Raw genomic sequence first — 22,826 nt, forward strand, 5'->3', positions numbered from 1 at the left:
ATGATCTCCGGCGCGATGCTGACCTATCGCGGACGGAGTCCGCTCCTACACCTACCCCAGCAATCCGCCTATCTCGGCTATCATGCGCGCTCCGCCCCACCGGATGCCGCCCGATGATCCTCCGCCCGCAAACCCCGACACTCTGGGTCCTGCTGTTCTCGCTCAAGGGTTCGATCATCCCCGCCATCTGGCGCAAGGTGCTGTACACCGTCCTGCTCAGCTCGCTGGTGGTGGCCACCCACGGTACGCTCTACCACTACAAGGTGATCATCACCTCCACGCCATTCACCCTCTGGGGTCTGACGCTGGCGATCTTCCTGGGCTTTCGCAACAACGTCGCCTACCAGCGCTTCTGGGAAGCACGCACGCTCTGGGGCGAACTGCTGATTGTCACCCGCAACCTGGCGCGGCAGACCCGCTCGCTGCTGCCGGACCTGGACAACGAAAGCCGTCGCCAGCTGGGCAATCAACTGATCGCCTTTACCTATGCCCTGCGCGACCAACTGCGCGGCACCCCGCAGAGTGACGACGTGCGCCGCCTGCTGGGCGACGAGGCTGCCACGCTGGCCGCCAGCCGGAGCCCGACGAACGTGCTGCTCGCCAACCTCGGCCAGCGCTTTGCCGACCGTGGCCGCGCCAGCGGCGCCAGTGACGTTGCGCTCGCCGCCATCGACCAGCAGATGACCCGGCTGTCTTACGTGCTGGGCGGCTGCGAACGGATCCGCAACACGCCGATCCCCTACCCCTACATCCTGATGCTGCACCGTATCGTGCACGTCTACTGCTTCCTGCTGCCCTTCTGCCTGGTGGACAGCATCGGCTGGTTCACCCCCTTGGCAGTGTGCGTGCTGGCCTACACCTTTTTCGGTCTGGACGCCCTGGGCGACCAGATCGCCGACCCGTTCGATACCCAACCCAACGACCTGCCGCTGGACGCCATGAGCCGCAACCTGGAAATCGCCGTGCTGGAACTCCTCGGCGAGACCGACCTGCCCGAACCGCCGACGCCGGTGGACGGCCTGCTGCTCTGATCCGGCCCTGAGGACTTCTGAATGAACCACCTGAAAGACGTGCCGCTGAACAAGGCCTACCTGCTGCTCAACCATGGCCCGAGCACCATCGTCACCAGCGAGCATGAGGGCGTCGCCAACGTCATGGCCGCCGCCTGGGTCATGCCGCTGGACTTCGATCCGCCCAAGCTGATGCTGGTTCTGGACCGCAACACCTGGTCGCGCCATCTGGTGGAAGGTTCGGGCGCCTTCGTCATCCAGCTGCCGACGCGCCAGCAGGCCGAACTGACCCTGGCAGTGGGCTCGAGCAATGGTGGGGAGGGCAACAAGTTCGAACGCCTGGACATCGGCACCTCCCGCGCGAAGCAGGTCGAAGCGCCGATCATCGACCACTGCGTGGCCTACCTGGAATGCAAGGTGATCAGCGAGCCGCACAATCAGGAGAAGTACGACCTGTTCATTGCCGAAGTCGTCGCCGCCTACGCGGATGAGCGCGCCTTCTCCAATGGCCGCTGGCACTTCCCCAGTGACGAGCTGCGCACCATTCACTACCAGGCGGGCGGCGCCTTCTTCGCCACCGGCGAGGCGTTCCAGGTCAGTCGGGGCTGACCGGCTGCCAGGCTGCCGGCGCCGAGCCCAGCTCGGAAGCCGGCAATTCCCAGTAGAGCGGCGAGCCCGCTATCTGTAGCGGCGCACGCAAGCGCCGCGCCGCGCCCCAGGGCGTTGTCTCGATGCCCGGCGCCAGATCGGCGGCCGTCTCCGCCGCCAGCTCCAGCGAACCCACCGACGAAACACCCGCCTCCAGCAGGCAATGCGCCGTACGCGCCAGCGACAGACGCCACCGACTCCCACGGCCACTGCGACGCCGTTCGGCCAAGCCACGCAAGGCAGCCGCGGCAATCAGGTAGCCGGTAGCATGATCCAGCGCCTGCACCGGCAAAGGCACGGGTTTTTCCTCACCGCGCCAGACGCGCCCGGCCTCGGCGATACCGCTGCTCATCTGCACCAGGCTGTCGAAGCCACGCCTTTCGCTCCAGGGGCCCGACCAGCCATAAGCGTTCAGGCTGACATCCACCAATCCTGGCGCGATGGTCCTGCGCACATCGGCGCCAAACCCCAGCCTCTCCAGCGCATCGGCCCGATAGCCGTGCACCAGCACATCGGCGCTGGCGAGCAGCGTCTGGAAGCGCTCGCGATCCGCGGGAAGACGCAGGTCCAGACGTGCGCAGTGCTTGCCCAGGGTGACTTCCGGCACCACGCCGGGCTCATCCCAGTCTGGCGGATCGATGCGCAGGACCTCGGCGCCGAATCCAGCCAGAAAGCGCGTGGCAATCGGCCCCGCCAGCACCCGGGTCAGGTCCAGCACCCGTAAACCGGCCAGGGGGCGCTCGCGGTCGATCCCGATATCCAGCGATGGCGCCGACACAAGCTGGATATCGCGCAATACCAGCGGCTCGCGGGCAACGGCGATGCCTTGCGGATGTTGTTTCCAGGCGTCCCAGGAGCGCATCTCGGCAGCGCAGCCGCCTTCCTTCACGATTGCCAGCTCCAACCCTGCCGCGTCCCAGTTCGCCACGGCGTCTGCGACCCGATCACGGTGACTCTCGGCTCCGAGGACCCGCAGGGCGGCGGCACGGTGATGGGGCGCATTGGTGTGCAGGCGGATCCAGCCGTCGCGGGTGCGGTAGTTGCCGGCGATGGCATCCCACAGGTCAGGGGGTGTCCAGCCCTGGGCGCGCAATGATGTGGCGAACCAGAACGAAGCCAGGCGACGGTCCACGACCATCGAGGTGGCGGCGGCTGATTCCGGCGCCAGCCATTCGTTCAGCGCCAGCCCGGCGCTGGCGATGCTGGCGGCAGCCAGCTCGGTGACGAAGAACGCCGAAGGCAGCGAGCCTTCGCTGCGAAAGGCCAGGTGACTCAGGCGTTCGGACTGTCCGCCCAGGGCTGTCCAGAGTCGTTCGGCTAGAACCCGCTGCATCGCAATCTCCGCCTCTTCCGTGGAGTTCCACCTTACCCGCGCAGCGTCAGGCAGGCGAGCCGACCTTGGTCGACAGGCAATAAAAAGCCCGCTTTGAAGCGGGCTTTTCGATGGGGAGCTAATCCCTTAGCTGGTTTCCATCCTCTGCCCCTGGGTGTGAAAAAAATGTGAAGGGAGGAGCAACCGAAACATTTTGTTGGGAACGGATGCTGCAGCGGTTGCTCAGCTCGAATAATCCAGCGCGGTCCAGACGCGGCTCAGCCCCTCGCTGATCTGGCAAGCAGACAGATCATCCGCTTCGCCCCTGGCAGACAGGCGCACGGTGGAGTCACCCTCGCCTTCGGTCAGCCATTGCAGACGGCCGCAATTGGGGGTGTCGATCACATAGCTGGCGGCAATTGCCGAGCGCTCCTTCGGCAACCGGATGGCGTCGCGCACGGTGCCGCGCTCTTCGATGCGCTTGCCGTCGGCCACCAGCACGGCCCAGGCCTCCTTGCCCTCGATGATGAGGTAGGCGCCATTGGCACGCGGGACATCCGCCTGGGGCTGGGCGCAACCCGCCAGCATCGTCACACCAGCGCAAAGCATCAGTTTCTGCAGCATCGCCATCGCTCCTGTTCGTCGACGAATGCCCGCCAGGCCAACGGCGACGGGCACTTCAGGTTTTCTGTCAGACCGCGAGAGGGATACTAGGAGAAAATACTGTTCATGCATACAGTATTTTGCGAAAATTTTTTAAACCTCGACGAAAGGCCACAGTCCATTGGCTACGTCGACCACCTCGTATCACAGGGCATGGGCAAGAACCCCATTGAGGAGCAAGCGATGGTGAGCATCCATCAGCTGAAATACGCAGTGAATCACATGGCCATCGAGGAAGTCAGCGAGGCCGTGTCGGAACTGCTGCTGGAGGGGTTGGTCACAGAGGGCAAGACGCCCTTCAGCCGCACCCACTTCAACGTGTGCTTCGCGGAAATCGAGGCCCTGATGCAGCGCGCCGGCTATCACCGGCCGCTGGATGTGGTGGGCTACCAGGGCCAGGCCTATGCCATGTTCGATCCCAGCCGCTGGGACGCCGTGGAAGTCCTGCGCTGGCTGAAGGAATACGTCGAGGAGGCGAAGGCAGCGAGCACCGCCTGAAGGCGCGGGCCATGTCGCAGGTCGCAGTTGCGGGAGCAGCGACTTGCGAAGGCCCACCCGGCGCACTAATGTCCCATGCACTTTCCCGCTTGCCGAATCAAGGACGATTCCATGAGCGACGCCTCCTCCGACAACAGCTGGATCCGGGCCTACCGCAAACTCCGTAGCTGGGATGTGGGCCGGGTCAGCTCCGCATTTCTCGCCACACTCTTCCACTGGCGCGGCGATACCGGGCTGTTCTACAGCCACGGTGGCCTGCGCAAGTCCCGCCTGACCCGCGACGACCTGATCGACTGACCTCGACCTACTGCTGCAGGTAATAGCCATTGCCGCGCGGATAGACCGCGCCGTTGGGGTACTCGATGCTCTGGCGGATACCGCCACTGCCCTGGTCGATGATCACCGTGCCCGAGCGCGTCTCGCCGTAGCTGCGCGGCACCTGAACGCCTCCATAACCCTCATTGCGCTGCCAGCTGGAGGAGCTCTCCACGCTGCCGCTCGCACCTGGGCTGATGTAGATGCGCTGGATCGCCGGCGGTGATTGCTGCCACTGGGGCTGGTTCTGCTGGCGTTGCCGGGACTGTCCGTCCTGCGTGGAAAACTGCTGTGCGTAGAGGGGCATGGCCAGGGCACAACAGACGACGACCCCGAGGCTTCTGAGACCGATCATGACGATCTCCCGAATGATGGAAAGGCTCCAGCTTATCAAGCCTTGCCTCTCGGCGCAGGGCAATGCGATCACTCAGTACAAACTGTTATAAATCATATGGTTATGACTGTTTTATCACGTTATACATCCGGAAATTGTCCGCACAGGTCCCGCCTAGCGGCCCAACCCCACGCGAGAGTCTCGGCCTTTGCTGGAACAATCGGATAGCATCGACTCTTAAAGCGTTTTGTAGAATATTTTCTTCTTTTAAAACAGACATATAGACAATATTCATAAGTCATTACATGAACTAATGGAGACCTGTTGCGAAACCCTCCCAGCAGGCGCATGGCGCAACGGATCAACCAGTACCTCAGCCTGACACTCCATCCCTTGCCATTCCATTGCCACGATTGGCATTTCTTTCTCAATCAGTAAGATGCAGCGACTTTCGTAAGGAATGCCTCATGTTCGGACGCTGCCTGACCCTGCTGCTGATCCTCGCCATTCCCACTGTCGCCTCCGCCGCCGCCCCTCGCACCTTCGAGGAAGCCAAGAAGGTGGGACGCAAGCTGTACGCCCGCCAGTCGGTGGAGTTCTACTGCGGCTGCCGTTACAACGGCACCAGGGTCGACCTGAAGAGCTGCGGCTACACCCCACGCAAGAATGCCAACCGGGCCGCGCACATCGAATGGGAACACATAGTCCCCGCCTGGGTGATTGGCCATCAACGCCAGTGCTGGCAGAGCGGCGGACGCAAGAATTGTTCGCGCAACGACCGGGTATATCAGAAAGCCGAAGCCGACCTGCACAATCTGGTGCCGAGCATCGGCGAGGTGAACGGCGACCGCGCCAACTACAGCTTCGGCTGGCTGCAGCAGAAGCCTTCTCAGTATGGTGCCTGCCCGATGGTGGTGGACTTCAAGGCGCGCAAGGCCATGCCCCGCCCGCAGATTCGCGGCATGATCGCCCGCACCTACTTCTACATGAGCGACCGCTACGGCCTGAAGTTGTCCAAGCAGGATCGTCAGCTGTTCAGCGCCTGGAGCAAGCAATACCCGGTGGAGGCCTGGGAGCGTCAGCGCAACCAGATGGTTGGCTGCGTGATGGGCTGGGGCAACCCCTACGTCGGTTCGATCGAGACCGACCGCTGCCCGTCACCGAAAGTGGCCAGGCGCTGAAGCCTGGCGACAGCCGCAAACGCCAGCAGTAGACTCCGACAGCCGTCCAGCGCGACGAGCCCAACTATTTCTGTCTGGAGTACGCAGCATGTCCTTCTCGATCTACCAGGCCTCCGTCCCCGTCTTCATCCGCATGCTCGGCAACCTATCGGCGATCCTCGCCAAGGCGGCCGAACATGCCCAGGCCAAGTCCATCGAACCGTCCGTCCTGATCAACGCCCGCCTCGCCCCGGACATGTTCCCCTTGGCGCGCCAGGTGCAGATTGCCTCCGACTCCGCCAAGGGGGCCGGCGCGCGCTTGGCCGGCGTCGAGGTGCCGAGCTACGTCGACGACGAAACCACCTTCGACGAACTGCAGGCGCGTATCGCCAGGACGGTCGAATTCCTCAGGACCCTCAAGCCCGAGCAGTTCGAAGGCGCCGAAGACCGCACCATCGAACTGAAACTGCGCGCCCGCGAAGTCAGCTTCAAGGGCTCGGACTTCCTGCTGAGCTTCGTCAACCCGAACTTCTATTTCCACATCACCACGGCCTACGACATCCTCCGCCACAACGGCGTGGAGGTCGGCAAGATGGACTATCTGGGCGGCGTCTGACCGCTCCGGGCGCCGGTCCCACCGGCGCCCTTCAGTCGCGCGGCAGCGGCAATGTGGTGGTGGACTTGATCTCCGAGAGCGCCACGATGGAGTTGATCTCCTGCACGCCGGGGACCTGGGACAGCCGCTCGAAAAAGAAGCGCTCGTAGGCCTCCACATCCTCGGTGACGATGCGCAGCATGAAGTCCACGGCTCCCATCAGGACGTGGCATTCCAGTACCTCTGGAAAAGCTTCCATGGCTTGAGCGAAATCCGTCAGATGATTGCGCCCGTGGGCGTTGAGCTTTACCTGGGCGAATATCTGCGTGTTAAGGCCGATCTTCTTGCGATCCAGCAGGGTCACCTGCTTGCGGATCACCCCTTCTTCCTTCAATCGCTGAATCCGCCGCCAGCACGGCGACTGGGACAGGCCGATGCGCTCTGCGATCTCCGCCGTTGACAGCGTCGCCTCCTCCTGCAGCAGGGCGAGGATCCTGCGGTCGTGAGCATCCAATGAAATGGGCATAGATGATTCGTCCTTTACAAATTTAGAGAATCATTAATGCACACATACACGCCTAGCGGCTAAAAACAGGCAAATAAATCCCCGGCATGGGCCGCAGAATACTCCTCACTTCTCCTGCATCGGCCAGCCGTCATGACGCTTCCCGCTCTCCATCTCGTCGAATTCCCCCTGGATCAACAGGAGCGCCCGGTCCCCACCGAAGCGGCCGCCGACGTGCGCTACCTGATCCGCGCTGAAATAGATGCCGATATCCTCTGTCGACTGCTGAACCAGTTCGCGCTCCAGGGCCACGTGCCGGCCGAGGTAGAGGCCTGGCGCCGGGAAGATTGGCTGGACATCGCCCTGCGCGTAAACACCCTGCCGCGCTACCGCGCCGAGGTAATCGCCCAGCGCATGCGCGGCATGGTCAGCGTGTGCTCCGTCGATCTTCACGTGCAGGGCTCTGAAACTGTCCTTTCAGCGACATAAGCTGACTTTCTGGCGCTAGCCGGCACATCCTCCCGGGCTTAAAGTGCGAACCTGACCCTAGCGGTCTTTCACACACAACAACGATGAGAGATGTGCCCATGGCTCGCCCACGCCTGCTCCCCGACAATTTCACCCTGGCGCTGATCGCCACCGTGACCGTCGCCAGCCTGCTGCCCTGCGAAGGCACCGCTGCCGTCGTCTTCGGCTGGATAACCAACCTGGGCATCGCACTGCTGTTCTTCCTCCACGGTGCGAAGCTGTCGCGCCAAGCGATCGTCGCCGGCGCCACTCACTGGCGCCTGCACCTGCTGATATTCTCCTGCACCTTCATCCTCTTCCCCCTGCTCGGCCTCGCGCTCAAGCCGGCGCTATCGCCCCTGGTGACCCCGGACCTGTATCTGGGGATGCTCTACCTCTGCGCCCTGCCCGCCACCGTGCAATCCGCGATTGCCTTCACTTCGCTGGCAAGAGGCAACATTCCGGCAGCCATCTGCAGCGCATCGGCTTCCAGCCTGCTGGGCGTGTTCGTCACTCCGCTGCTCGTACAACTGCTGATCGGTGCCCACGGCGATACCGGGATGTCGACGCTGGACGCCATCGGCAAGATCACCCTGCAACTTCTGGTGCCCTTCGTGGCCGGCCAACTGCTGCGCCCATGGATCGGCGCCTGGGTGGAGCGCCACAAGCCTGTGCTGCGCTACGTGGACCAGGGCTCGATCCTGCTGGTGGTCTACACCGCCTTCAGCGCGGCTGTCATCCAGGGCCTGTGGCACCAGGTTCCGCTGCCGGCGCTGGCCGGCCTGGTCGTGGCCTGCTGCGTGCTCCTGGCACTGGCACTGGTCGCTACCAACCTGCTGGGGCGCTGGCTGGGCTTCCCCCTGGAGGACCGGATCACCATCATCTTCTGCGGTTCGAAGAAGAGCCTGGCTACCGGCGTACCAATGGCTTCGGTGCTGTTCGCCAGCAGCACCGTGGGTGTGATCCTGCTGCCGCTGATGCTGTTCCATCAGATCCAGTTGATGGTCTGTGCCGTGCTCGCCCAGCGCTATTCGCAGCGTCAGGAAGAGGGTCATGCTTCGCTGGAGCGCAGTAACTGACGGCTGCGTCCATGCGCACGACGCCCACAAAAAAGCCGGTGCAGATGCACCGGCTTTTTTGTGGCTGCCCTCGCCGTCAGGCGCCGACGGGCGTGCGCATGGTAACGAATTCCTCGGCGGCCGTCGGGTGGATGCCGATGGTTTCATCGAACACCCGCTTGGTCGCCCCGGCTTTCAGCGCAATGGCGATGCCCTGGAGCATTTCCCCGGCGTCCGGACCGATCATGTGGCAGCCCAGCACCTTGTCACTCTCGGCATCGACGATCAGCTTCATCAGGGTTCTCTCCTGACTTTCGGTGAGCGTCAGCTTCATCGGCCGGAAGCGGCTCTCGAAGACTTTCACCTTGTGCCCGGCGCTCCGCGCTTCGTCCTCGGTAAGCCCAACGGTACCGATGTTCGGCAGGCTGAACACCGCCGTGGGAATCAGCTTGTAGTCAACCGGACGGTACTCCTCCGGGCGGAACAGCTTGCGCGCCAGCGCCATGCCCTCCGCCAGGGCCACGGGCGTCAGCTGCACGCGGCCGATCACATCGCCAATGGCATGGATCGACGGCTCGCTCGTACCATAAGCCTCATCCACCTTCACATAGCCGCGCTCATCCAGCGCCACGGAGACGTTCTCCAGACCCAGGTTATCCAGCTGCGGACGGCGCCCGGTGGCATAGAACACACAATCTGCCTCCAGCACGCGACCGTCCTTGAGGGTAGCAGCCAGGCTGCCGTCAGCCTGCTTGTCGATGCGTGCGATGTCGCTGTTGAATTGCAGATCCAGCCCCTTCCTGGTCAGCTCATCGCGCAGGTGCTCACGCACGCTGCGATCAAAGCCACGCAGGAACAGGTCCTTGCGGTACAGCAGGGAGGTTTGTGCGCCCAGGCCATGGAAAATGCCGGCAAACTCGACCGCAATGTAACCCCCGCCGACCACCAGCACCCGGCGCGGCAGCGACTCGAGGAAGAAGGCTTCGTTGGAAGTGATTGCGTGTTCCTTGCCGGGAATGTCCGGCAGCTGGGGCCAGCTGCCGGTGGCGATGAGGATGTGCCTGGCTTTGAAGCGCTGCCCGTCGACTTCCACGGTATGTGCATCCTGCAGCCTGGCATGCCCTTCCAGCAGCGTGACGCCGCTGTTTACCAGCAGGTTGCGGTAGATGCCGTTGAGCCGGTGGATTTCGCGGTTCTTGTTGGCGATCAGCGTCGACCAATCGAACTTCGCATCGCCCAGGGTCCAACCGAATCCGGCGGCCTGTTCGAAATCTTCGTGATAGTGCGCCCCGTACACCAGCAGCTTCTTCGGTACGCAACCGACGTTGACGCAGGTGCCGCCCAGGTAGCGGCTTTCCGCAACGGCCACCTTGGCGCCATAGCCCGCGGCGAAGCGCGCGGCGCGCACACCGCCGGAACCCGCACCGATGACGAACAGGTCAAAATCGAAAGACATCATGATTCTCCGCTTGGATATGACGGGCAGCATACCTCATGGCGCCTGACCTATCCTGCCAACTGCCCGCCCCGAAGGAGGTTTTGCCATGCACCCGACCCTGACCCACCTGGCCCTGCACGTGCCCGACCTCGGTGCCTGCGTCGCCTTCTATGAGCGATTCTGCGGCATGCGCGTCATCCATGAGCGCGAAGGCAAGGGCTCGCGTATCGTCTGGATGGCTGAGCCGGGCAAGGAGCACCGCTTCATCTTCGTCATCATGCCGGGCGGGCAGGAGCGCCACCTCGCCAGCGATGACTACAGCCATTTCGGCTTCGCAGTGGACAGCGTTGAGGAAGTGGATCGCATAGCCAAAGAGGCCGAAACCGCTGGCTGTCTGATCTGGGCTCCGCGGGAAGACATCTACCCGGTGGGTTATTACTGTGGTCTCCGCGACCCCGCCGGCAACTACGTCGAGTTCAGCTACGGGCAGCCGCTGGGACCTGGCTCGGAGGCAATGCCAATTCCACGCTCCATGTGACACCTGATAACGAAAAAGCCACCCGAAGGTGGCTTTTCCAGGAACGGAAAGGTTGGGAATTACCAGGCCTTGCCAGTCTTGTAGAGGTGTTCGTAGCAGAAGTTGGTCGCCTCGATATAACCCTCGGCGCTACCGCAGTCGAAACGCTTGCCTTTGAATTTGTACGCCAGCACGCAACCATCCTGAGCCTGCTTCATCAGGGCGTCGGTGATCTGGATCTCGCCGCCCTTGCCCGGCTCGGTCTGCTCGATCAGGTCGAAGATATCCGGCGTCAGGATGTAGCGACCGATGATCGCCAGGTTCGACGGAGCATCTTCGGGTTTGGGCTTCTCGACCATGGTGTTCACGCGATAGATGTCGTCGCGGATCATCTCGCCAGCGATCACGCCGTACTTGTTGGTCTCTTCCGGCGGCACTTCCTGGATCGCCACGATGGAGCAGCGGAACTGGTTGTACAGCTTGACCATCTGCTTGAGAACGCTGTCGCCTTCGAGGTTCAGGCAAAGGTCGTCAGCCAGCACGACGGCGAAGGGCTCGTCGCCGATCAGCGGGCGGCCGGTCAGGATGGCATGGCCCAGGCCTTTCATCTCGATCTGACGGGTATAGGAGAAGGTGCACTCGTCGATCAGGCGACGAATACCGACCAGGTATTTTTCCTTGTCGGTGTTGCGAATCTGGTGCTCGAGCTCATAGCTGATGTCGAAGTGGTCTTCGAGGGAGCGCTTGCCACGGCCAGTGACGATACCGATTTCGCCGAGACCGGCCTCCAGCGCCTCTTCAACGGCGTACTGGATCAGCGGCTTGTTCACCACCGGCAGCATTTCCTTGGGCATGGCCTTGGTGGCCGGGAGGAAGCGGGTGCCGTAGCCGGCGGCAGGGAACAGACATTTCTTAATCATGGGAGTCCTTCGAGAGGGACAGGGGTGCGAGTTGCGCGCAGTCTAATCAGGCTGCGCCCGCCTTACAATGCCCCGGATTGCAAGCTGCACGATTCTTGCGAAGCGCTGCAAAACCGGTTGCAAGGCCATGTGACCCATCCGGATCAGGTTAAGTTCGAAAACTTGCCGCCACTCGTTGGCCCGCGACCAGCGAGCCCCCCGAACGAACATTTGGCGAACGTGGGCGAAGCGACTTCCGCAAACGACAGACGTTGCCGCACGACTCCCCATATCGAGAGCTCGTCACCCTCTTCCACCTTCATGACGGGGAAGCCCTCGCTGGCCGCCTGCAGTGCAAACGAACCGTCAACGATAGCCAGCCGGCGAATCAGGGTTTCCCCATTGAGCGCCGCCACGACGATTTCCCCCGGCGCGGCGAGCTCCGAGCGATCGACCAGCAACAGGTCACGATCACGAATACCGGCCGCGGTCATGCCTTCGCCATGAGCACGAACTATGTAGGTATGTAGCGGTATTTCGGCACCCCTCAAGCGGGTCCGCCCGGCGCTTGATGACTCACCACTGGCTTGCTGCATGGGCCTCACTCCGAATACTGTATACACATACAGATAGCAGATGCATACACGACCCGCAAGACATTCAATGGAACCTCCGAAGGCCACGACCGCTCAACCGATAGGACACTGCCCCGGTGGCGGTGGGCTACCCTTAGGGAGGGGTGAGGACATCGATATGAATCCAGGCACGTTCGTCACGCTCATGATTCTCGGCTGGATCCTGCTGGCGGTAGTCACGCTTTGGGCCATCCTGCGCGTGCCACTGCGCCGGGCGCGCCTGCAGAAGCCACGCGGCAAGGACAAGGCTTCGAGCTCAGGACATCATCCCCTTCCGCATTGAACGGTTCATGCCATGCAAATTGCCATGATCTTTGAGGGGAATCATGCAAATCGCATGGCAAGCGCAACGCTGAACAAACACAAGCTATTGATTTTAAAAGAATAAAATTTCAACCCCGCTTGGCATGCACTCTGCAATGCATGGGAAGGAATCCCCATTCACCGCCGAGGACGACACCCATGCCAATCGACCGTCTGCCTGCCGCCCAATATCTCTGCCAGGTCTTTGCTGATTTTGACGTGAGCTTCACCGCTCGACCGGACGGCAATCTGATCATGACGCTGAGCAAGAATGCGGACGAACATATTGCGTGTCGCGTAGTGCGCCTGGAAGAGCAACGTAACGAGGAACTGTTGGCCAGCCTCGTTAGCCGTATTCGCCGTGATCTGGCAACTGAATTCGGCCCCCTGCAGGAGCGCGACGCCGATCACTTCAAGGAAGAAGTGCCGCTGCAGAATTTCTACGAAGCAGCCGGGCCGCTGCGTCAGCGTCGAATCGTCAAGGCCGGCGCGAAATTGCGCTCGATGGCCAACATTGGCGCCTGAACACGAGGCAATAAAAAACCCGGCTCAAGCCGGGTTTTTTATAGACGGTGCCCGCCTCGCCCCAGGGATTCATCTGCACTGAGGGAAGACAGAAAAATTGGTGCCCGAAGCCGGCCTCGAACCGGCACACCCAAAGGGCGAGAAATTTTAAGTCACTCGCCATTCCTTTATATATTAAGATCTTGCGTCGTTTTCCGGTCCGCAACCGAACTCCCAAGGGTCTCTTGTGAGCCGCTCCCAGCAAGGGGCCAAATTTCATTGCGGACCGGAATTCTCCCGCCTCGCCCGTCCTGGGCACGCTCAGCCTCCTCCCGTCGCCTCACCTTGAAGCTGTACATTAATACAGTATTCTTCCCCTCCCCTGACTCGGGAGGCGGACCATGAAGTACACCCAACACGAAGAAGACCGTCGGCTGCTGAAGTACCGGTGGGAGGCGGCGCTGTGCGACCGCGGCGCCTTCCTCTACCGAACCGATGATCATTACCACTACCTGTTGGCGCAGGCCGACGAGGGCTACCAGCTGGGGCTGATCTGCCTGTCCGAGCGCCAGGAAATGGCCACCCGCGCGCTCGGCGCCTACTCCTGGAATGTCGAGCACAACATCACCAGGGAAACCCACTGGTGTCTGGGCTGCTACTACCATGTTCTGGTCAACGGTGAAGTGATCGGCGAGATTGGGCCCGAAGGCCACTACCACGACCTACAGCGGAATCTGCTCGGCAACATCGACGGGCGGCCACCAAAACTGTACCTGCACGTCGCAGGTTCGACCGTGAGCTCGCTGGCGACGTCCAGGGCCTGCGGATCGTCTGCGATGGTGAAGAGCTGTTTGAGCTGCGGGAAATGATTCCGGCCGGCGCCGGCGACAAGCGCTGGCCGTACTCGGGAGGCTGAAGGATGTGCGGACGGTACGTGACGCCAGAGGAAGTCGCGATGGAGCGGTACTGGCATATAGCGCGGGGGAACTCCGGGCGCTGGATTGATCGCGCGTACAACGTCGCGCCGACCAGCCAGGTGCCGATGGTGCTCCTGAACGAGGCGGGAGAACAGGAAGTGGTCGCGGCTGGGGGCTGATCCCGTTCTGGTGGAAGAAGGACAAGCTGCCGCCTATGACCTTCAACGCACGAAGCGAAGAAGCGGCGACGAAGCCAATGTGGCGGGATGCCATCCGGCACAAGCGGTGCCTGATGCCGGCGGCAGGCTGGTACGAATGGAATGAGAAGGAGCAGGTAAAAAACAAGGCGGGCCGGCCGGTGAACCAGCCCTACTATCACCACGCTATCGACAACGGTGTGCTGGCGATCGCCGGGATCTGGTCGACCTGGTCGCCGCCAGAGGGCGAGCCGATCACATCCTGCGCGCTGCTGACCAAAGAGGCCCAGGGCCTGGTGTCGGCCATTCACCACCGGATGCCGGTGATACTGGCGCCCGAGCAGTGGGCCACTTGGTTGTCGCCGGAAACCTCGCTTGAACTGGCCTACGACACCATTGCCCTGGCGCGACAGGACTTCGAGGCCTACCGCATTTCCACGGACGTTGGGAGTGTCAGGAACCAGGGCGCGCAGCTGATCGATCCGATCTAGCGATATAGGGCTATTACATTGCCTTTGAAAAATCAAGGGATGCATCATTTAGCCATCATGCGTATCATTTGTTCGACAACGTGGCAGTGGCGAGTGTTCCAGGGATGGGTAGCAGGGTAAAAAACGACGTGGCACGTTTGACCGCCGCTCCAGAGAACATTGGTAGCAAACTCGGGGCGTTGGCAGTAACGATTGAAGCAATTGAGCATGGTATCTGGTCGCTATTCGCTAAGACCATAAAAGCTCCAAGGTATGAAGTTTCAGCTCTCAGCGCCAAGGAAGGGATATCGTTGGCACAGGCGTCTGATTGCATTCGACTGATGGCCGCCGCAAACTCCAGAATCGACTGCCGTACAAAGCAAGAAATTCAGGAGGTTCTGGATGACTTCAATGACCTGAAGAACTCCGCCGCCTTTGCTCAAGCAACGCCAACATCAGCCGCGCAGCAATTTGAACTTCTGCATACTGCTAGGACCATAAAGGCGTCTCTCGATGCCTGCTGCATGGTTCTTATCAGTGGTTTTAAGTGGGAACAGCTTAATCGCTGATTGACTTGGTATTGATGCCATCTTGGCAGCCGAGCAGTGCGGCTTCCAATCTCATCTCGTAGCCCTGTCTCTGTTTCCGCTCCGCGCGCAGGGCTCGCATCTGTACATCGACAGCCGCGCCCAGTGGCAGAGAGTCGACGGCGAATACCGGCCGCGACACCGGTATGAACTTGCACGGCACGGCCACCGGAACCTGGACCTCCACTACGCGCGGCTCCGGCATAGGCGCCTGCTGCTGGGATTGGCAGCCTGCCAGCACCAGGGCGAGACCGATCAACATCACCCTCATCGCGCACGCTCCTGTGCCAGTTCCTTGTCGAATGCCTGGCGCGCCGCGCTGCAGACCTCGGCACCTGCCGGGATTCGCTCGGCCAGAATGACTTGGGCGCTCTGCTCAGCAGCCAGAGCCCTGCCCTCTGCTGCCTTTTGGGCGGCCAGCGCACTTTCTGCGGCCTGAGTGGCGGCAGCCTGCAGGCGTACCAAGGCCTGGTTCTGCGCATCGACGCCGGCGGCCAGGCTCTCTCGCGAGGTCGCGCAACTCGCCATGGCGGCCGAGCTGTCAGCGATCTGTTTCTGGGCTGTGGCCAGCTGCGGCCGGTAGTGCCCGGCGGCGAGCCATGCGCCCAGGCCGGCGCCGGCGGCCACCAGCAGCAGGACAGCCAACACCAGCGCACCAGCCTTCCAGCCAGCACTCATGCCAACGCCCTCCGCACACCCTCATCGATCACCGCGCCCGGGTACGGCACACCACCGTTCTCGTGCCGGATGATCGCCACCACCAGGCCCCGCAACGTCGCCGGCAGCCGGACGTCGATCGCCTGGTTGGGCTGCACGCCCAGGGCCTTGGCCACGGCGCCGATGTAGGCCTCGGTGTCGTTCTCGTTGCCCGGCGCCCAGCGGTTGATGGTTTCGCGCACGGTGTCGATGCCGGGTCCGCCGATACCGGGCATGCCATCCTTGCCGCGGTAGGCCAGCAGCAGCTTGCCGAGCGCGCGGATGCCGTTCTCTGGGGTATCGAACCGGGCGAAGCGAGGCTTGGCCACGCCCAGCTCCAAACCGAGTTGGCCCTGCCAGGCATTGCGCGGGTTTAAGTCGATGTTGCCGGGGTTGTTGTTGCGGACGCCTCGGGTGGTCATGGCTGGTCTCCAGAAACGACAACGCCGGCACGAAGGTCGGCGTTGGGGTAGATGCGCAAGAGCTGCTGCTCAGTGATGGGCATTTGATATCCTTTATCGCCTCAAGATCGTTAGAATGCACGCCACAATGCCGAGGCGGGAAATGGCTTCCAGATGAGCAATGCGAAACTCAAAGGTCAGTACTCAGGATTTATTCCAGAGTATGAAGGCCTGCGTGGAATTCTGGCGATATGGGTTGTGATAGGACATGTAACTTCCGGACTCCCAATCAGCTTTAATTTTGCGAGCCCAAGTCTATGGAATACAGTTCCAGTTCAGGTATTCATAATACTTAGCGGATTTGTAATCTTCAGCCTCCTCGATAGAGAACATCAGAGCTACGTCGCATTCCTTACGCAAAGGGCCTTCAGGATCTTCCCGATTTACCTTGTAGCTCTCGCCATATCCACTCTGATGCTGCCTGTTTCAAGGGAAATACTTCAGTTAGCCCCTGCCGCCCCAATGACAGAAGCACGAATCTCACTTATAGACTCAGCAGAAAAAAATCTCTCATGGAGCTTTTTATCGCACGCCCTACTAATTCAGGGCTTAGTCCCTGACAGCATCCTAGAGAATTCTGCATATACATTGGTTGGACAAGCATGGAGCGTCTCGGTTGAATGGCAGTTCTACTTGCTTGCTCCGGCCATATACTTCCTTTTGGGAACAAGAAAAAGAATAGCCAAACTTACTGCGCTTTCCGGGGGCTTGATCACCTTGACCATTGCCGGAAAGACCATGGGAGGCGGATACATTGGAAATTATCTACCTCTATTTGCCGTGGGGATTGCCACTTTCTATACCTACAAGTTAAGCTCAGAGAAATGGCCAGCCGCATTAATTCCAGCCTTACTTGCCGCACCAATAACCCCCGAGCACTCGGCCGCTCTAATCATATGGGCCCTTGTTTCTTATTGCGCTCTCTGCAAAAAAACGTCAACAGCACAACAAGCAGCATCCAGCCTTCTACGCAGCAAGCCTGCCGTCTACCTAGGCCAAATATCATACTCAATATATATCTTGCACATGATATTTGTAATTACAGCAATATATGTAGCAAGCAAAATTCACGCCCCAACATGGATCCACGCAACTACAGCGCTACTCCTATCCGCGGCACTCACAGTTCTTTCATCACATGTGAGCTACAAATGCATTGAAAGGCCAATGATGCGTATAGGAAAAAGGCTATCACATCGAGAGCGAATAGAATTCGCGCCACAATGACGCGACAGCTATGGATCGCATGAAAGTTCGAAGGAATTTAGATGCTTAGGCGTTTCTACGTGCCGTTCAGGAAAGCGATCTGGCTCGCTGGATATCGCTCCAGAATCTATACCGCGCACGGCATTATCACCCTGAAGAAGTTCGTCGATTATCTGGAGAAGCCGATCATCATCGAGGCATATGGAGACTCGACAACTGAGGGCGCCATATTTGACGGCACCTTCGTAGGCGTATTCCCAAGCAGCAGCGAGCCATGGCAGCTAAATGAACTGCTTACTGGCCACTACGGAATTAAATCGATAGTCCCTAACTACGGTGTTAGCGGCGCTCAGGCAATCGACTTAATTAGAGGGACATGCGGATTTCAAGGCTCTTGGAAATCCAAGATGGCGGAGTCCAAAGCGAAGATAGTCCTTATTAACTTCGCCCATAACGATTACATGTTCCGCGAGCGACCGGAAGAAGGGCGACATATAACCGAGCTTGCCGAATTTGAATCGTACATGGAAACCCTTTGCAGGGTTGCCATCGAACACGGCAAGACACCTATCCTGCAGGAGCCTAATCCTGACCGCCCTTGGGGTAACTCATCTCCCCTAGTCCCCTATGTCGAGGCCATCCATGCAGCCGCCAGCAGAACTGGAGCGCAGGTTATCCACCAGTTCTACCGGCTGCAAAAGTTCGAGGGATGGCCGAACATGCTCTCCGACACGGTCCACCCAGGGCCGGAGATGTACCGCTTAAAGGCAGAGGAAACTGCGGCAGTAGTTGCGGCAACCATTAAAGCTATGCCGCAGGGAAAGTTATCCCGCCTAGGCTTGTACGTGTTGCGTCGAGTGCGCTCAGCCCTTGCATGGATCCATCCGGATAAATAATGATCCGCGCTGTCCCTGTGCTCGTGCACACCACAAACTCTTCCTGCAATACAGGGCGCATGCCAGCGGGAAGAGTTGCAAACGTTGTTCCGGCAGTAACAGTCCCGCCTTTAATGGAGCCGGTGAGAGTAACTGTCCCGTTGGAGGACAGCACCGCGCCAGGAGTTGAGTACGGCGCACCGAATGCAGTCCAACTATTCGCAAACACCAGGTTCTCCCTTGCGCCAGTCCAGCGGTTCCAGTAGTTCCCGGTGGTATAGCAGTTCCTGACGTAGACCTTCGTCCGATTGTTCGCAAACGGGAATAGCCGCTGCTCTCCGATCCCATCAGCCTGCATCGTCGTTACGACGGCGCCCTCCTCCGGCCATCCATCTGTCAGCCTGGCACGCTCCATGGTGATGCCCTTGCGATACTCCTGCGGAGTTTTCGCCGGTAGCGGGTAGGCAAAGGTCCCGCCGTTGTTCACAAAGTTGTTGGTCCGACGGCCATAAAGCTGCTGGCCGCCGAGCAGCCAATCCATCACCGCGCCCCAGATCCACGGGTTACCAATATCAGTGGGATGGACGCCGCGGCCGGAGCCTGGCGATACCGTATCGTCGAGCCAGCCAGTGGCCGTGCCCGCCGATGAGTCCTGCAGGTAGGCGTCGGTATCGAAGAAGCCACACTGGAACTCTTCGGCGGCCTGGACATAGATGCCGCGCAGTTGCTCGTACCAGTAGGCGTCACGCTGGCCCTGGGTGTCGTAGGTGCTGTTCGGGCCAACCAGCAGGATTGCGAGGTTGGCCACCGTTCCATAGGTTTGCTGCCGAATCTGCGTCAGCTTCGCCCGCAATTGGTCGCGGAACGTGGCGAGGCGCGTGGCTAGCGGATTGGTGCCGTCGTTGATCCCGTACTTGATGATGAACAGGTCCGTCGTCGCGCTGACGTCCGGAATGGCGTTCATGTCGCTGACTTTGGTGCCGCCGACTCCACGGTTGGTGACGTTGAAAGGCTGCTGGATGCCCTGGCACTGCGCCATTTCCGGCAGCATCGTCTGCAGAAAGAACGGCCATGACAGGTAGGTGAAGCCGCCCTCGACAGTGGAATCCCCGAACAGGAAGGAATTAATTCCGCGCGTGGTGTTCTTCAGCACCGAGTAGACCCGGCCCATATGCTCGCGGCCTATGGCGATCTTGTGGTGATGGGCGTAGGTGTTCCATTGGCGCAGACCGCCGGTAACGCTCGATACGACAGCACCAGCACCTTCGAGCTGGATGCCGTTCGGATTGGTCGGCCTGCCGTCCACCAGGAACAGCCCTGAAGGGATTCCTTCGGCAGCGCGTTTGCGATCGCGGTATTGAGCGCTCCAGTGTCGTTGGTCGTGCCGTCTCCCTTTGCCCCGTCATCCTTGCCGCTACGCTGATCAGCGAGGCGGTCGTTCACGTTACGGGCTTTGTAGCCGAGCTTGAGTCCACCGGTAGTGGTGGCGAGTTCAGCCCGCAGAGTCGCATCGCCGATGCCGACCACTTTTGTCTGGTCAGTTGCCCAGGTGCCGGTCATGACTAACGGCGGCGCGATGCCCGGCTTTGCCCGCCAGTACTCCCCGGCGCGGTCGAAAATCTGATTGGGCAGCGTAAGCGTCAGCCCAGCAGCATATGGGCCGACATAGATGTACCCCAGATTGATGAGAGCTGTTTGGAAATCAGCCTCCATTCCCGCCATCGACTTCCGGGTTTTCCCCTTGCGGTCCACCCACGACAGAGCGGCACCATTCGCCGCGAGATCGATATTTGCAGAGTTGTCGAAGAGGTCTCGTGGATCGGAAGAGCCGTTCGGCTCAACGGCATTACCGGTGTCGTAGCGCATGCGGTGCTCCAAAATGCAAAAGCCCGGCACAAGGCCGGGCTTCTATGGGTGATGGTTTCTTGGTCAGTTGTTGGCAGGGATGTCGTCGTACAGATAGACGCGCTCGTCGTAATTCACCCCCTTGACCGTGCAGCTTTCAAGGCCGCGCGGTTCCACGGATGTCACAAGCACTGGCTTGATGCGACCGAACAGCAGGTGCGGCGGATCTCGCTGCAAGGAGACGTCAGGGGCGAACTCCAGGGCCGCAATGCGGAGGTGATAGTCGTCTACCCGCGCCGCAGGCCAAGGGCCACTGATGCGGCCGTCTTGCTGCCTCAGCGCCACTTGAGCGATAGGTGCAGACGACCAGCTCACCGGCTCACTGCTCTCCAAAACCACACCATCTGGCACAGTCGAGAAGTCGAGGAGGAGCGCACTTTGCCCGCTTCCTGGAATGTCATCAGAAACACCGGCGAGGCTCATGTACTCGCTGTTGTTCGCATCGAGCTCAGTAGCGAAGCTGTGTGTCCAGCGGCGGTATCGCTGCTCACTACGACGCCGCATCACCATCTGGTAAGCCTTGTTCCGGTTACCGATGCCAATGGCCGTCACCTTCTCGACACGCTGGCCAGCATCACCGGGAAGGCGACACTTCACTGTCTCCACCTGCCAGGTCACGCCGTCGACATAATCGACATCAATGCCGTCGTTATCGTCTGGAGCAGGTGCTGTGAACTGGCTGCTGAGTGACCCCGTCATGTTCTGCGCCGAATACGCCCAGACTTCGCCATCAGCCGCCGGCGAGGTGTAGTTGTGGTCAACACCTGGTCGAAGCTGGTCACGAACCGGTCGCAACAGTCCCCGGCTGATGGTCAGCTCCGCAAAACCTGCGGCGAGCACATCGCTGATGCGCTCCTTCACCGTGCTGGCCGACTCGATCACATAGTCGAATGTGTCCCCGCGCGCCTTCCATAAGGCATCCAGGGCAACCATTTCATCCTGGTCGAGGTCCGCGTCGGTATAGCCAACGCTGAGCGCGATGTGTCGCATCCACGGAATGATGTCGCGCGTTGCGCGCTTGTCGCTGGTCCAACTGCCTCCATCAAGCACCTGCAACTTCCTGGTGCAAACCACCGACACCTGGTTCTCCGACTGCGCACCGAGCTTTCCACCACCAGCGACATCCACGGCGAGCAGCGTGACTCCCTGATACGCCGAAGGGCTCGGCAGCCTGGCGCGAAGCCCATACCACTGGATATCGTCGGAAATATCGGTCTTTTCCGAGTTCGCGCCTACACGACGACCAGGTGGCCAGACCTGTCGCGGTAGCGGCAACTCTCGACCACAAGCAGGCCCTCCGCTCGGTCGGCCTGAAGCTCCCCAAGCTGAAGCGTCAGCACACGCGCCGCCGGCGCGACATTCTCAACTGCAGTGGCTGCGGCCGGTTCCTGACAGAGCGCCAACGCTTCGACGACTGCCCCAACTGCGGGGCGAGGAATGCACCATGACTGAACAGAAGCACAGTCCCTGCCCATTCTGCGGCGGCGAGGTAGACCCGACCGGCTGGCTGCGCGGCGATGGCGTGCGCGGGCCTGAGTGTGACGGCTGCGGCGCCACTGCACCCAGCATGGAGGTGTGGGAACAGCGCGCCGCCCTGGCGCAACCCTCACCGGCGCCGGAGCTGGAGCGGCCGGAGGTGGTGGCGTGGTGTACCGAATCCGGGGGATACACCGAAGACCGTAGGGTTGCGGAACAACGTAATGCATCCGGTCTCGGGCCATATCGTCCGCTCGTATCACTGGAGCAACACGACCGCATCGTCGGGGCGCTGCGGTTCGAACGCCAGCAGATGGATCGCGCTTGCACTGCATGCATAAACGAGCTCGACGCCGCCCAGGCCTTGGCCGACGCTCTCGCAGTGCAGGTGTTGAAGCTTGGCGGTTCCTTAGGTTTCGCCCGCCCAGGCGAGAAAATGGAACATGCCCCGGTCGCCCAGGCTGGGCAAGTGCCGGAGGAATGGCGCGATATGCTCGCCAACCTGCAATGGCACTACCGCGACCATGACGACCATTGGCACCGTCCGCAGGGCTACTACTGCCCGCAGTGTGGCGGCGAACAAAGCGCCGGGCACAAAGACGGCTGCGAGCTTGCCGCATTGCTCGCCGCCGCGCCGGCGCAGGGAGGTGAGTGATGACTGAGTTCAGCGATACCGCCCGCCTCCTCTTCATGCTGGCCAACCACCGCAAGGTAATCGTCGAGGTTCTGCCAGGTAACCGGAAGGACATATACGTCGAGGAAGGGTTCATGGGAGATGTGCAGGGCCCTGCCGTCACCGTTCGCAGTGATATCGGCCCTGACGAGCTTTTGGAGGCGAAGCGCCGCGCCATCGATCTGGCTTTGCAGCAGGTAGACCGCCATGGCTGACGACTACATCTACGACGTGTACCACGTCGCCCGTGACACCGATGGCAGCCTGATCTGCCGTTGCCCGCACTGCCAGAATATCGTGGCGCTGGATGGCTATGACCTGGAAGACGTACAGGGCGAGCAGTACCACTGCCGCTGCGGAGGCTGGTACCAGATCGACAGCGATGCGATTCGAATTCGCTCCCACCGCGAGCTACCGCCGAACAAGAGCGTGCCCGGGTAGCCCGCCACCCCTTCCCCCATA

The 22,826-nt window shown here is 60.9% G+C and carries 32 protein-coding genes and 1 pseudogene; 19 read left to right on the forward strand and 14 right to left on the reverse strand.

Going from position 1 to position 22,826, the window contains the following annotated elements; genetic code table 11:
- Positions 1 to 113: 113 nt before the first annotated feature.
- Entirely contained in the window at positions 114 to 1,031 is a 918-nt protein-coding gene (locus MJ122_RS08665; RefSeq protein WP_239743769.1) for a bestrophin family ion channel, read from the forward strand.
- Positions 1,032 to 1,052: 21 nt separating this feature from the next.
- The gene (locus tag MJ122_RS08670) at positions 1,053 to 1,619 is read left to right on the forward strand and encodes a flavin reductase family protein (protein WP_239743770.1); all 567 of its coding nucleotides are present in this window, start codon (positions 1,053 to 1,055) and stop codon (positions 1,617 to 1,619) included.
- Here MJ122_RS08670 and MJ122_RS08675 read toward each other — a convergent pair.
- Together MJ122_RS08675 and MJ122_RS08680 are read right to left on the reverse strand one after the other, a co-directional pair.
- Positions 1,606 to 2,991, reverse strand: coding sequence for a CoA transferase (locus MJ122_RS08675; protein ID WP_239743771.1), 1,386 nt, complete (start codon positions 2,989 to 2,991; stop codon positions 1,606 to 1,608). The two genes, MJ122_RS08670 and MJ122_RS08675, sit on opposite strands and share 14 nt — an antisense overlap.
- Positions 2,992 to 3,213: 222 nt before the next feature.
- The gene (locus MJ122_RS08680) at positions 3,214 to 3,594 is read right to left on the reverse strand and encodes a hypothetical protein (protein WP_239743772.1); all 381 of its coding nucleotides are present in this window, start codon (positions 3,592 to 3,594) and stop codon (positions 3,214 to 3,216) included.
- Between the two features lie 222 nt (positions 3,595 to 3,816).
- On the opposite strand from MJ122_RS08680, the gene MJ122_RS08685 reads away from it, so the two are divergent.
- Both MJ122_RS08685 and MJ122_RS08690 read left to right on the forward strand, forming a co-directional pair.
- A complete protein-coding gene (locus tag MJ122_RS08685; RefSeq protein WP_088421530.1) occupies positions 3,817 to 4,131 on the forward strand; it encodes a transcriptional regulator in 315 nt (104 codons plus the stop codon).
- Between the two features lie 111 nt (positions 4,132 to 4,242).
- Complete coding sequence (locus MJ122_RS08690; RefSeq protein WP_088421529.1) at positions 4,243 to 4,428, forward strand: hypothetical protein; 186 nt, start codon at positions 4,243 to 4,245, stop codon at positions 4,426 to 4,428.
- A gap of 7 nt (positions 4,429 to 4,435) precedes the next feature.
- Here the strand turns inward: MJ122_RS08690 and MJ122_RS08695 are convergent, their stop codons facing one another.
- Positions 4,436 to 4,801 (reverse strand): hypothetical protein, encoded by a 366-nt coding sequence (locus MJ122_RS08695; protein ID WP_239743773.1) that lies wholly within the window; start codon positions 4,799 to 4,801, stop codon positions 4,436 to 4,438.
- A gap of 446 nt (positions 4,802 to 5,247) precedes the next feature.
- On the opposite strand from MJ122_RS08695, the gene MJ122_RS08700 reads away from it, so the two are divergent.
- Both MJ122_RS08700 and MJ122_RS08705 read left to right on the forward strand, forming a co-directional pair.
- Positions 5,248 to 5,961, forward strand: coding sequence for an endonuclease I family protein (locus MJ122_RS08700; RefSeq protein WP_239743774.1), 714 nt, complete (start codon positions 5,248 to 5,250; stop codon positions 5,959 to 5,961).
- 88 nt (positions 5,962 to 6,049) lie between these two features.
- Entirely contained in the window at positions 6,050 to 6,556 is a 507-nt protein-coding gene (locus MJ122_RS08705; protein WP_088421526.1) for a DUF1993 domain-containing protein, read from the forward strand.
- Positions 6,557 to 6,587: 31 nt separating this feature from the next.
- Here MJ122_RS08705 and MJ122_RS08710 read toward each other — a convergent pair whose 3' ends face one another.
- Positions 6,588 to 7,061 (reverse strand): Lrp/AsnC family transcriptional regulator, encoded by a 474-nt coding sequence (locus tag MJ122_RS08710; RefSeq protein WP_239743775.1) that lies wholly within the window; start codon positions 7,059 to 7,061, stop codon positions 6,588 to 6,590.
- Between the two features lie 105 nt (positions 7,062 to 7,166).
- Positions 7,167 to 7,493: a hypothetical protein gene (locus tag MJ122_RS08715; protein WP_239743776.1), complete on the reverse strand. Its 327-nt coding sequence runs from the start codon at positions 7,491 to 7,493 to the stop codon at positions 7,167 to 7,169.
- 134 nt (positions 7,494 to 7,627) lie between these two features.
- Between MJ122_RS08715 and MJ122_RS08720 the strand changes: the two genes are divergently transcribed.
- Entirely contained in the window at positions 7,628 to 8,626 is a 999-nt protein-coding gene (locus tag MJ122_RS08720; RefSeq protein WP_088421523.1) for a bile acid:sodium symporter family protein, read from the forward strand.
- Between the two features lie 76 nt (positions 8,627 to 8,702).
- Here the strand turns inward: MJ122_RS08720 and gorA are convergent, their stop codons facing one another.
- Positions 8,703 to 10,061 (reverse strand): glutathione-disulfide reductase, encoded by a 1,359-nt coding sequence (gorA, locus tag MJ122_RS08725; protein WP_239743777.1) that lies wholly within the window; start codon positions 10,059 to 10,061, stop codon positions 8,703 to 8,705.
- Positions 10,062 to 10,149: 88 nt separating this feature from the next.
- Between gorA and MJ122_RS08730 the strand changes: the two genes are divergently transcribed.
- Complete coding sequence (locus MJ122_RS08730; protein WP_239743778.1) at positions 10,150 to 10,581, forward strand: VOC family protein; 432 nt, start codon at positions 10,150 to 10,152, stop codon at positions 10,579 to 10,581.
- 59 nt (positions 10,582 to 10,640) lie between these two features.
- On the opposite strand, the gene galU is transcribed toward MJ122_RS08730, so the two are convergent.
- Together galU and MJ122_RS08740 are read right to left on the reverse strand one after the other, a co-directional pair.
- Positions 10,641 to 11,480: a UTP--glucose-1-phosphate uridylyltransferase GalU gene (gene galU, locus MJ122_RS08735; protein WP_088421520.1), complete on the reverse strand. Its 840-nt coding sequence runs from the start codon at positions 11,478 to 11,480 to the stop codon at positions 10,641 to 10,643.
- 143 nt (positions 11,481 to 11,623) lie between these two features.
- Entirely contained in the window at positions 11,624 to 12,055 is a 432-nt protein-coding gene (locus MJ122_RS08740; protein ID WP_239743779.1) for a S24 family peptidase, read from the reverse strand.
- Positions 12,056 to 12,212: 157 nt separating this feature from the next.
- On the opposite strand from MJ122_RS08740, the gene MJ122_RS08745 reads away from it, so the two are divergent.
- The 5 genes from MJ122_RS08745 to MJ122_RS08765 all read left to right on the forward strand — a co-directional run bounded on the left by MJ122_RS08745 (position 12,213) and on the right by MJ122_RS08765 (position 15,054).
- Positions 12,213 to 12,377 (forward strand): hypothetical protein, encoded by a 165-nt coding sequence (locus MJ122_RS08745; RefSeq protein ID WP_239743780.1) that lies wholly within the window; start codon positions 12,213 to 12,215, stop codon positions 12,375 to 12,377.
- Positions 12,378 to 12,556: 179 nt separating this feature from the next.
- Complete coding sequence (locus MJ122_RS08750; protein ID WP_239743781.1) at positions 12,557 to 12,922, forward strand: DUF3509 domain-containing protein; 366 nt, start codon at positions 12,557 to 12,559, stop codon at positions 12,920 to 12,922.
- A gap of 380 nt (positions 12,923 to 13,302) precedes the next feature.
- On the forward strand, positions 13,303 to 13,770 hold the full coding sequence (locus MJ122_RS08755) for a hypothetical protein (RefSeq protein WP_239743782.1): 468 nt from the start codon (positions 13,303 to 13,305) through the stop codon (positions 13,768 to 13,770).
- A gap of 262 nt (positions 13,771 to 14,032) precedes the next feature.
- The gene (locus MJ122_RS08760) at positions 14,033 to 14,506 is read left to right on the forward strand and encodes an SOS response-associated peptidase (RefSeq protein ID WP_239743783.1); all 474 of its coding nucleotides are present in this window, start codon (positions 14,033 to 14,035) and stop codon (positions 14,504 to 14,506) included.
- A 68-nt stretch (positions 14,507 to 14,574) separates the two neighbouring features.
- Positions 14,575 to 15,054: a hypothetical protein gene (locus MJ122_RS08765; RefSeq protein ID WP_239743784.1), complete on the forward strand. Its 480-nt coding sequence runs from the start codon at positions 14,575 to 14,577 to the stop codon at positions 15,052 to 15,054.
- On the opposite strand, the gene MJ122_RS08770 is transcribed toward MJ122_RS08765, so the two are convergent.
- Genes MJ122_RS08770 through MJ122_RS08780 form a run of 3 tightly spaced genes read right to left on the reverse strand, consistent with a single transcriptional unit; the run spans position 15,044 to position 16,190 of the window.
- A complete protein-coding gene (locus tag MJ122_RS08770) occupies positions 15,044 to 15,343 on the reverse strand; it encodes a hypothetical protein (protein ID WP_239743785.1) in 300 nt (99 codons plus the stop codon). The two genes, MJ122_RS08765 and MJ122_RS08770, sit on opposite strands and share 11 nt — an antisense overlap.
- Complete coding sequence (locus MJ122_RS08775; RefSeq protein ID WP_239743786.1) at positions 15,340 to 15,750, reverse strand: hypothetical protein; 411 nt, start codon at positions 15,748 to 15,750, stop codon at positions 15,340 to 15,342. The genes MJ122_RS08770 and MJ122_RS08775 overlap by 4 nt, the downstream gene beginning before the upstream one ends.
- Positions 15,747 to 16,190 (reverse strand): structural protein P5, encoded by a 444-nt coding sequence (locus MJ122_RS08780; protein WP_239743787.1) that lies wholly within the window; start codon positions 16,188 to 16,190, stop codon positions 15,747 to 15,749. Before MJ122_RS08780 ends, MJ122_RS08775 begins: the two co-directional genes overlap by 4 nt.
- Before the next feature lie 153 nt (positions 16,191 to 16,343).
- Between MJ122_RS08780 and MJ122_RS08785 the strand changes: the two genes are divergently transcribed.
- Positions 16,344 to 17,456, forward strand: a complete 1,113-nt coding sequence (locus tag MJ122_RS08785; protein ID WP_239743788.1) for an acyltransferase — start codon at positions 16,344 to 16,346, stop codon at positions 17,454 to 17,456.
- Between the two features lie 41 nt (positions 17,457 to 17,497).
- Positions 17,498 to 18,331, forward strand: coding sequence for an SGNH/GDSL hydrolase family protein (locus MJ122_RS08790; RefSeq protein WP_239743789.1), 834 nt, complete (start codon positions 17,498 to 17,500; stop codon positions 18,329 to 18,331).
- Here MJ122_RS08790 and MJ122_RS08795 read toward each other — a convergent pair.
- From MJ122_RS08795 to MJ122_RS08805, 3 genes are all read right to left on the reverse strand, one after another.
- Positions 18,243 to 19,481 carry an SGNH/GDSL hydrolase family protein gene (locus MJ122_RS08795; RefSeq protein ID WP_239743914.1) on the reverse strand — a complete coding sequence of 413 codons (1,239 nt, stop codon included), beginning with the start codon at positions 19,479 to 19,481 and terminating at the stop codon, positions 18,243 to 18,245. The genes MJ122_RS08790 and MJ122_RS08795 overlap by 89 nt on opposite strands.
- An 11-nt stretch (positions 19,482 to 19,492) precedes the next feature.
- A complete protein-coding gene (locus tag MJ122_RS08800; protein WP_239743790.1) occupies positions 19,493 to 20,176 on the reverse strand; it encodes a glycoside hydrolase family 55 protein in 684 nt (227 codons plus the stop codon).
- A gap of 63 nt (positions 20,177 to 20,239) precedes the next feature.
- Positions 20,240 to 21,490 carry a host specificity factor TipJ family phage tail protein gene (locus tag MJ122_RS08805; protein WP_239743791.1) on the reverse strand — a complete coding sequence of 417 codons (1,251 nt, stop codon included), beginning with the start codon at positions 21,488 to 21,490 and terminating at the stop codon, positions 20,240 to 20,242.
- Here MJ122_RS08805 and MJ122_RS08810 point away from each other — a divergent pair.
- The 4 genes and pseudogenes from MJ122_RS08810 to MJ122_RS08825 all read left to right on the forward strand — a co-directional run.
- A pseudogene (locus MJ122_RS08810) lies at positions 21,457 to 21,663 on the forward strand (hypothetical protein); the annotation flags it as partial. The gene MJ122_RS08805 and the pseudogene MJ122_RS08810 overlap by 34 nt on opposite strands.
- Positions 21,660 to 22,346, forward strand: coding sequence for a hypothetical protein (locus MJ122_RS08815; protein WP_239743792.1), 687 nt, complete (start codon positions 21,660 to 21,662; stop codon positions 22,344 to 22,346). The pseudogene MJ122_RS08810 and the gene MJ122_RS08815, both read left to right, overlap by 4 nt.
- Positions 22,346 to 22,579 (forward strand): hypothetical protein, encoded by a 234-nt coding sequence (locus MJ122_RS08820; protein WP_239743793.1) that lies wholly within the window; start codon positions 22,346 to 22,348, stop codon positions 22,577 to 22,579. The genes MJ122_RS08815 and MJ122_RS08820 overlap by 1 nt, the downstream gene beginning before the upstream one ends.
- Positions 22,572 to 22,805, forward strand: a complete 234-nt coding sequence (locus MJ122_RS08825) for a hypothetical protein (RefSeq protein WP_239743794.1) — start codon at positions 22,572 to 22,574, stop codon at positions 22,803 to 22,805. The genes MJ122_RS08820 and MJ122_RS08825 overlap by 8 nt, the downstream gene beginning before the upstream one ends.
- Positions 22,806 to 22,826: the final 21 nt, after the last annotated feature.

The sequence above is a fragment of the Pseudomonas sp. DP-17 genome (genome assembly GCF_022380625.1).
Lineage (GTDB): Bacteria > Pseudomonadota > Gammaproteobacteria > Pseudomonadales > Pseudomonadaceae > Pseudomonas > Pseudomonas nitroreducens_A.

Excerpts from the sequence above, each read along its gene's own strand:
- MJ122_RS08665 (WP_239743769.1), top strand. The coding sequence starts at position 114 with ATGATCCTCCGCCCGCAAACCCCGACACTCTGGGTCCTGCTGTTCTCG.
- MJ122_RS08670 (WP_239743770.1), top strand. The coding sequence starts at position 1,053 with ATGAACCACCTGAAAGACGTGCCGCTGAACAAGGCCTACCTGCTGCTC.
- MJ122_RS08675 (WP_239743771.1), bottom strand. The coding sequence starts at position 2,991 with ATGCAGCGGGTTCTAGCCGAACGACTCTGGACAGCCCTGGGCGGACAG.
- MJ122_RS08680 (WP_239743772.1), bottom strand. The coding sequence starts at position 3,594 with ATGCTGCAGAAACTGATGCTTTGCGCTGGTGTGACGATGCTGGCGGGT.
- MJ122_RS08685 (WP_088421530.1), top strand. The coding sequence starts at position 3,817 with ATGGTGAGCATCCATCAGCTGAAATACGCAGTGAATCACATGGCCATC.
- MJ122_RS08690 (WP_088421529.1), top strand. The coding sequence starts at position 4,243 with ATGAGCGACGCCTCCTCCGACAACAGCTGGATCCGGGCCTACCGCAAA.
- MJ122_RS08695 (WP_239743773.1), bottom strand. The coding sequence starts at position 4,801 with ATGATCGGTCTCAGAAGCCTCGGGGTCGTCGTCTGTTGTGCCCTGGCC.
- MJ122_RS08700 (WP_239743774.1), top strand. The coding sequence starts at position 5,248 with ATGTTCGGACGCTGCCTGACCCTGCTGCTGATCCTCGCCATTCCCACT.
- MJ122_RS08705 (WP_088421526.1), top strand. The coding sequence starts at position 6,050 with ATGTCCTTCTCGATCTACCAGGCCTCCGTCCCCGTCTTCATCCGCATG.
- MJ122_RS08710 (WP_239743775.1), bottom strand. The coding sequence starts at position 7,061 with ATGCCCATTTCATTGGATGCTCACGACCGCAGGATCCTCGCCCTGCTG.
- MJ122_RS08720 (WP_088421523.1), top strand. The coding sequence starts at position 7,628 with ATGGCTCGCCCACGCCTGCTCCCCGACAATTTCACCCTGGCGCTGATC.
- gorA (WP_239743777.1), bottom strand. The coding sequence starts at position 10,061 with ATGTCTTTCGATTTTGACCTGTTCGTCATCGGTGCGGGTTCCGGCGGT.
- MJ122_RS08730 (WP_239743778.1), top strand. The coding sequence starts at position 10,150 with ATGCACCCGACCCTGACCCACCTGGCCCTGCACGTGCCCGACCTCGGT.
- galU (WP_088421520.1), bottom strand. The coding sequence starts at position 11,480 with ATGATTAAGAAATGTCTGTTCCCTGCCGCCGGCTACGGCACCCGCTTC.
- MJ122_RS08740 (WP_239743779.1), bottom strand. The coding sequence starts at position 12,055 with ATGCAGCAAGCCAGTGGTGAGTCATCAAGCGCCGGGCGGACCCGCTTG.
- MJ122_RS08745 (WP_239743780.1), top strand. The coding sequence starts at position 12,213 with ATGAATCCAGGCACGTTCGTCACGCTCATGATTCTCGGCTGGATCCTG.
- MJ122_RS08750 (WP_239743781.1), top strand. The coding sequence starts at position 12,557 with ATGCCAATCGACCGTCTGCCTGCCGCCCAATATCTCTGCCAGGTCTTT.
- MJ122_RS08755 (WP_239743782.1), top strand. The coding sequence starts at position 13,303 with ATGAAGTACACCCAACACGAAGAAGACCGTCGGCTGCTGAAGTACCGG.
- MJ122_RS08760 (WP_239743783.1), top strand. The coding sequence starts at position 14,033 with ATGACCTTCAACGCACGAAGCGAAGAAGCGGCGACGAAGCCAATGTGG.
- MJ122_RS08770 (WP_239743785.1), bottom strand. The coding sequence starts at position 15,343 with ATGAGGGTGATGTTGATCGGTCTCGCCCTGGTGCTGGCAGGCTGCCAA.
- MJ122_RS08775 (WP_239743786.1), bottom strand. The coding sequence starts at position 15,750 with ATGAGTGCTGGCTGGAAGGCTGGTGCGCTGGTGTTGGCTGTCCTGCTG.
- MJ122_RS08780 (WP_239743787.1), bottom strand. The coding sequence starts at position 16,190 with ATGACCACCCGAGGCGTCCGCAACAACAACCCCGGCAACATCGACTTA.
- MJ122_RS08785 (WP_239743788.1), top strand. The coding sequence starts at position 16,344 with ATGAGCAATGCGAAACTCAAAGGTCAGTACTCAGGATTTATTCCAGAG.
- MJ122_RS08790 (WP_239743789.1), top strand. The coding sequence starts at position 17,498 with ATGCTTAGGCGTTTCTACGTGCCGTTCAGGAAAGCGATCTGGCTCGCT.
- MJ122_RS08795 (WP_239743914.1), bottom strand. The coding sequence starts at position 19,481 with ATGGGCCGGGTCTACTCGGTGCTGAAGAACACCACGCGCGGAATTAAT.
- MJ122_RS08800 (WP_239743790.1), bottom strand. The coding sequence starts at position 20,176 with ATGCGCTACGACACCGGTAATGCCGTTGAGCCGAACGGCTCTTCCGAT.
- MJ122_RS08815 (WP_239743792.1), top strand. The coding sequence starts at position 21,660 with ATGACTGAACAGAAGCACAGTCCCTGCCCATTCTGCGGCGGCGAGGTA.
- MJ122_RS08820 (WP_239743793.1), top strand. The coding sequence starts at position 22,346 with ATGACTGAGTTCAGCGATACCGCCCGCCTCCTCTTCATGCTGGCCAAC.
- MJ122_RS08825 (WP_239743794.1), top strand. The coding sequence starts at position 22,572 with ATGGCTGACGACTACATCTACGACGTGTACCACGTCGCCCGTGACACC.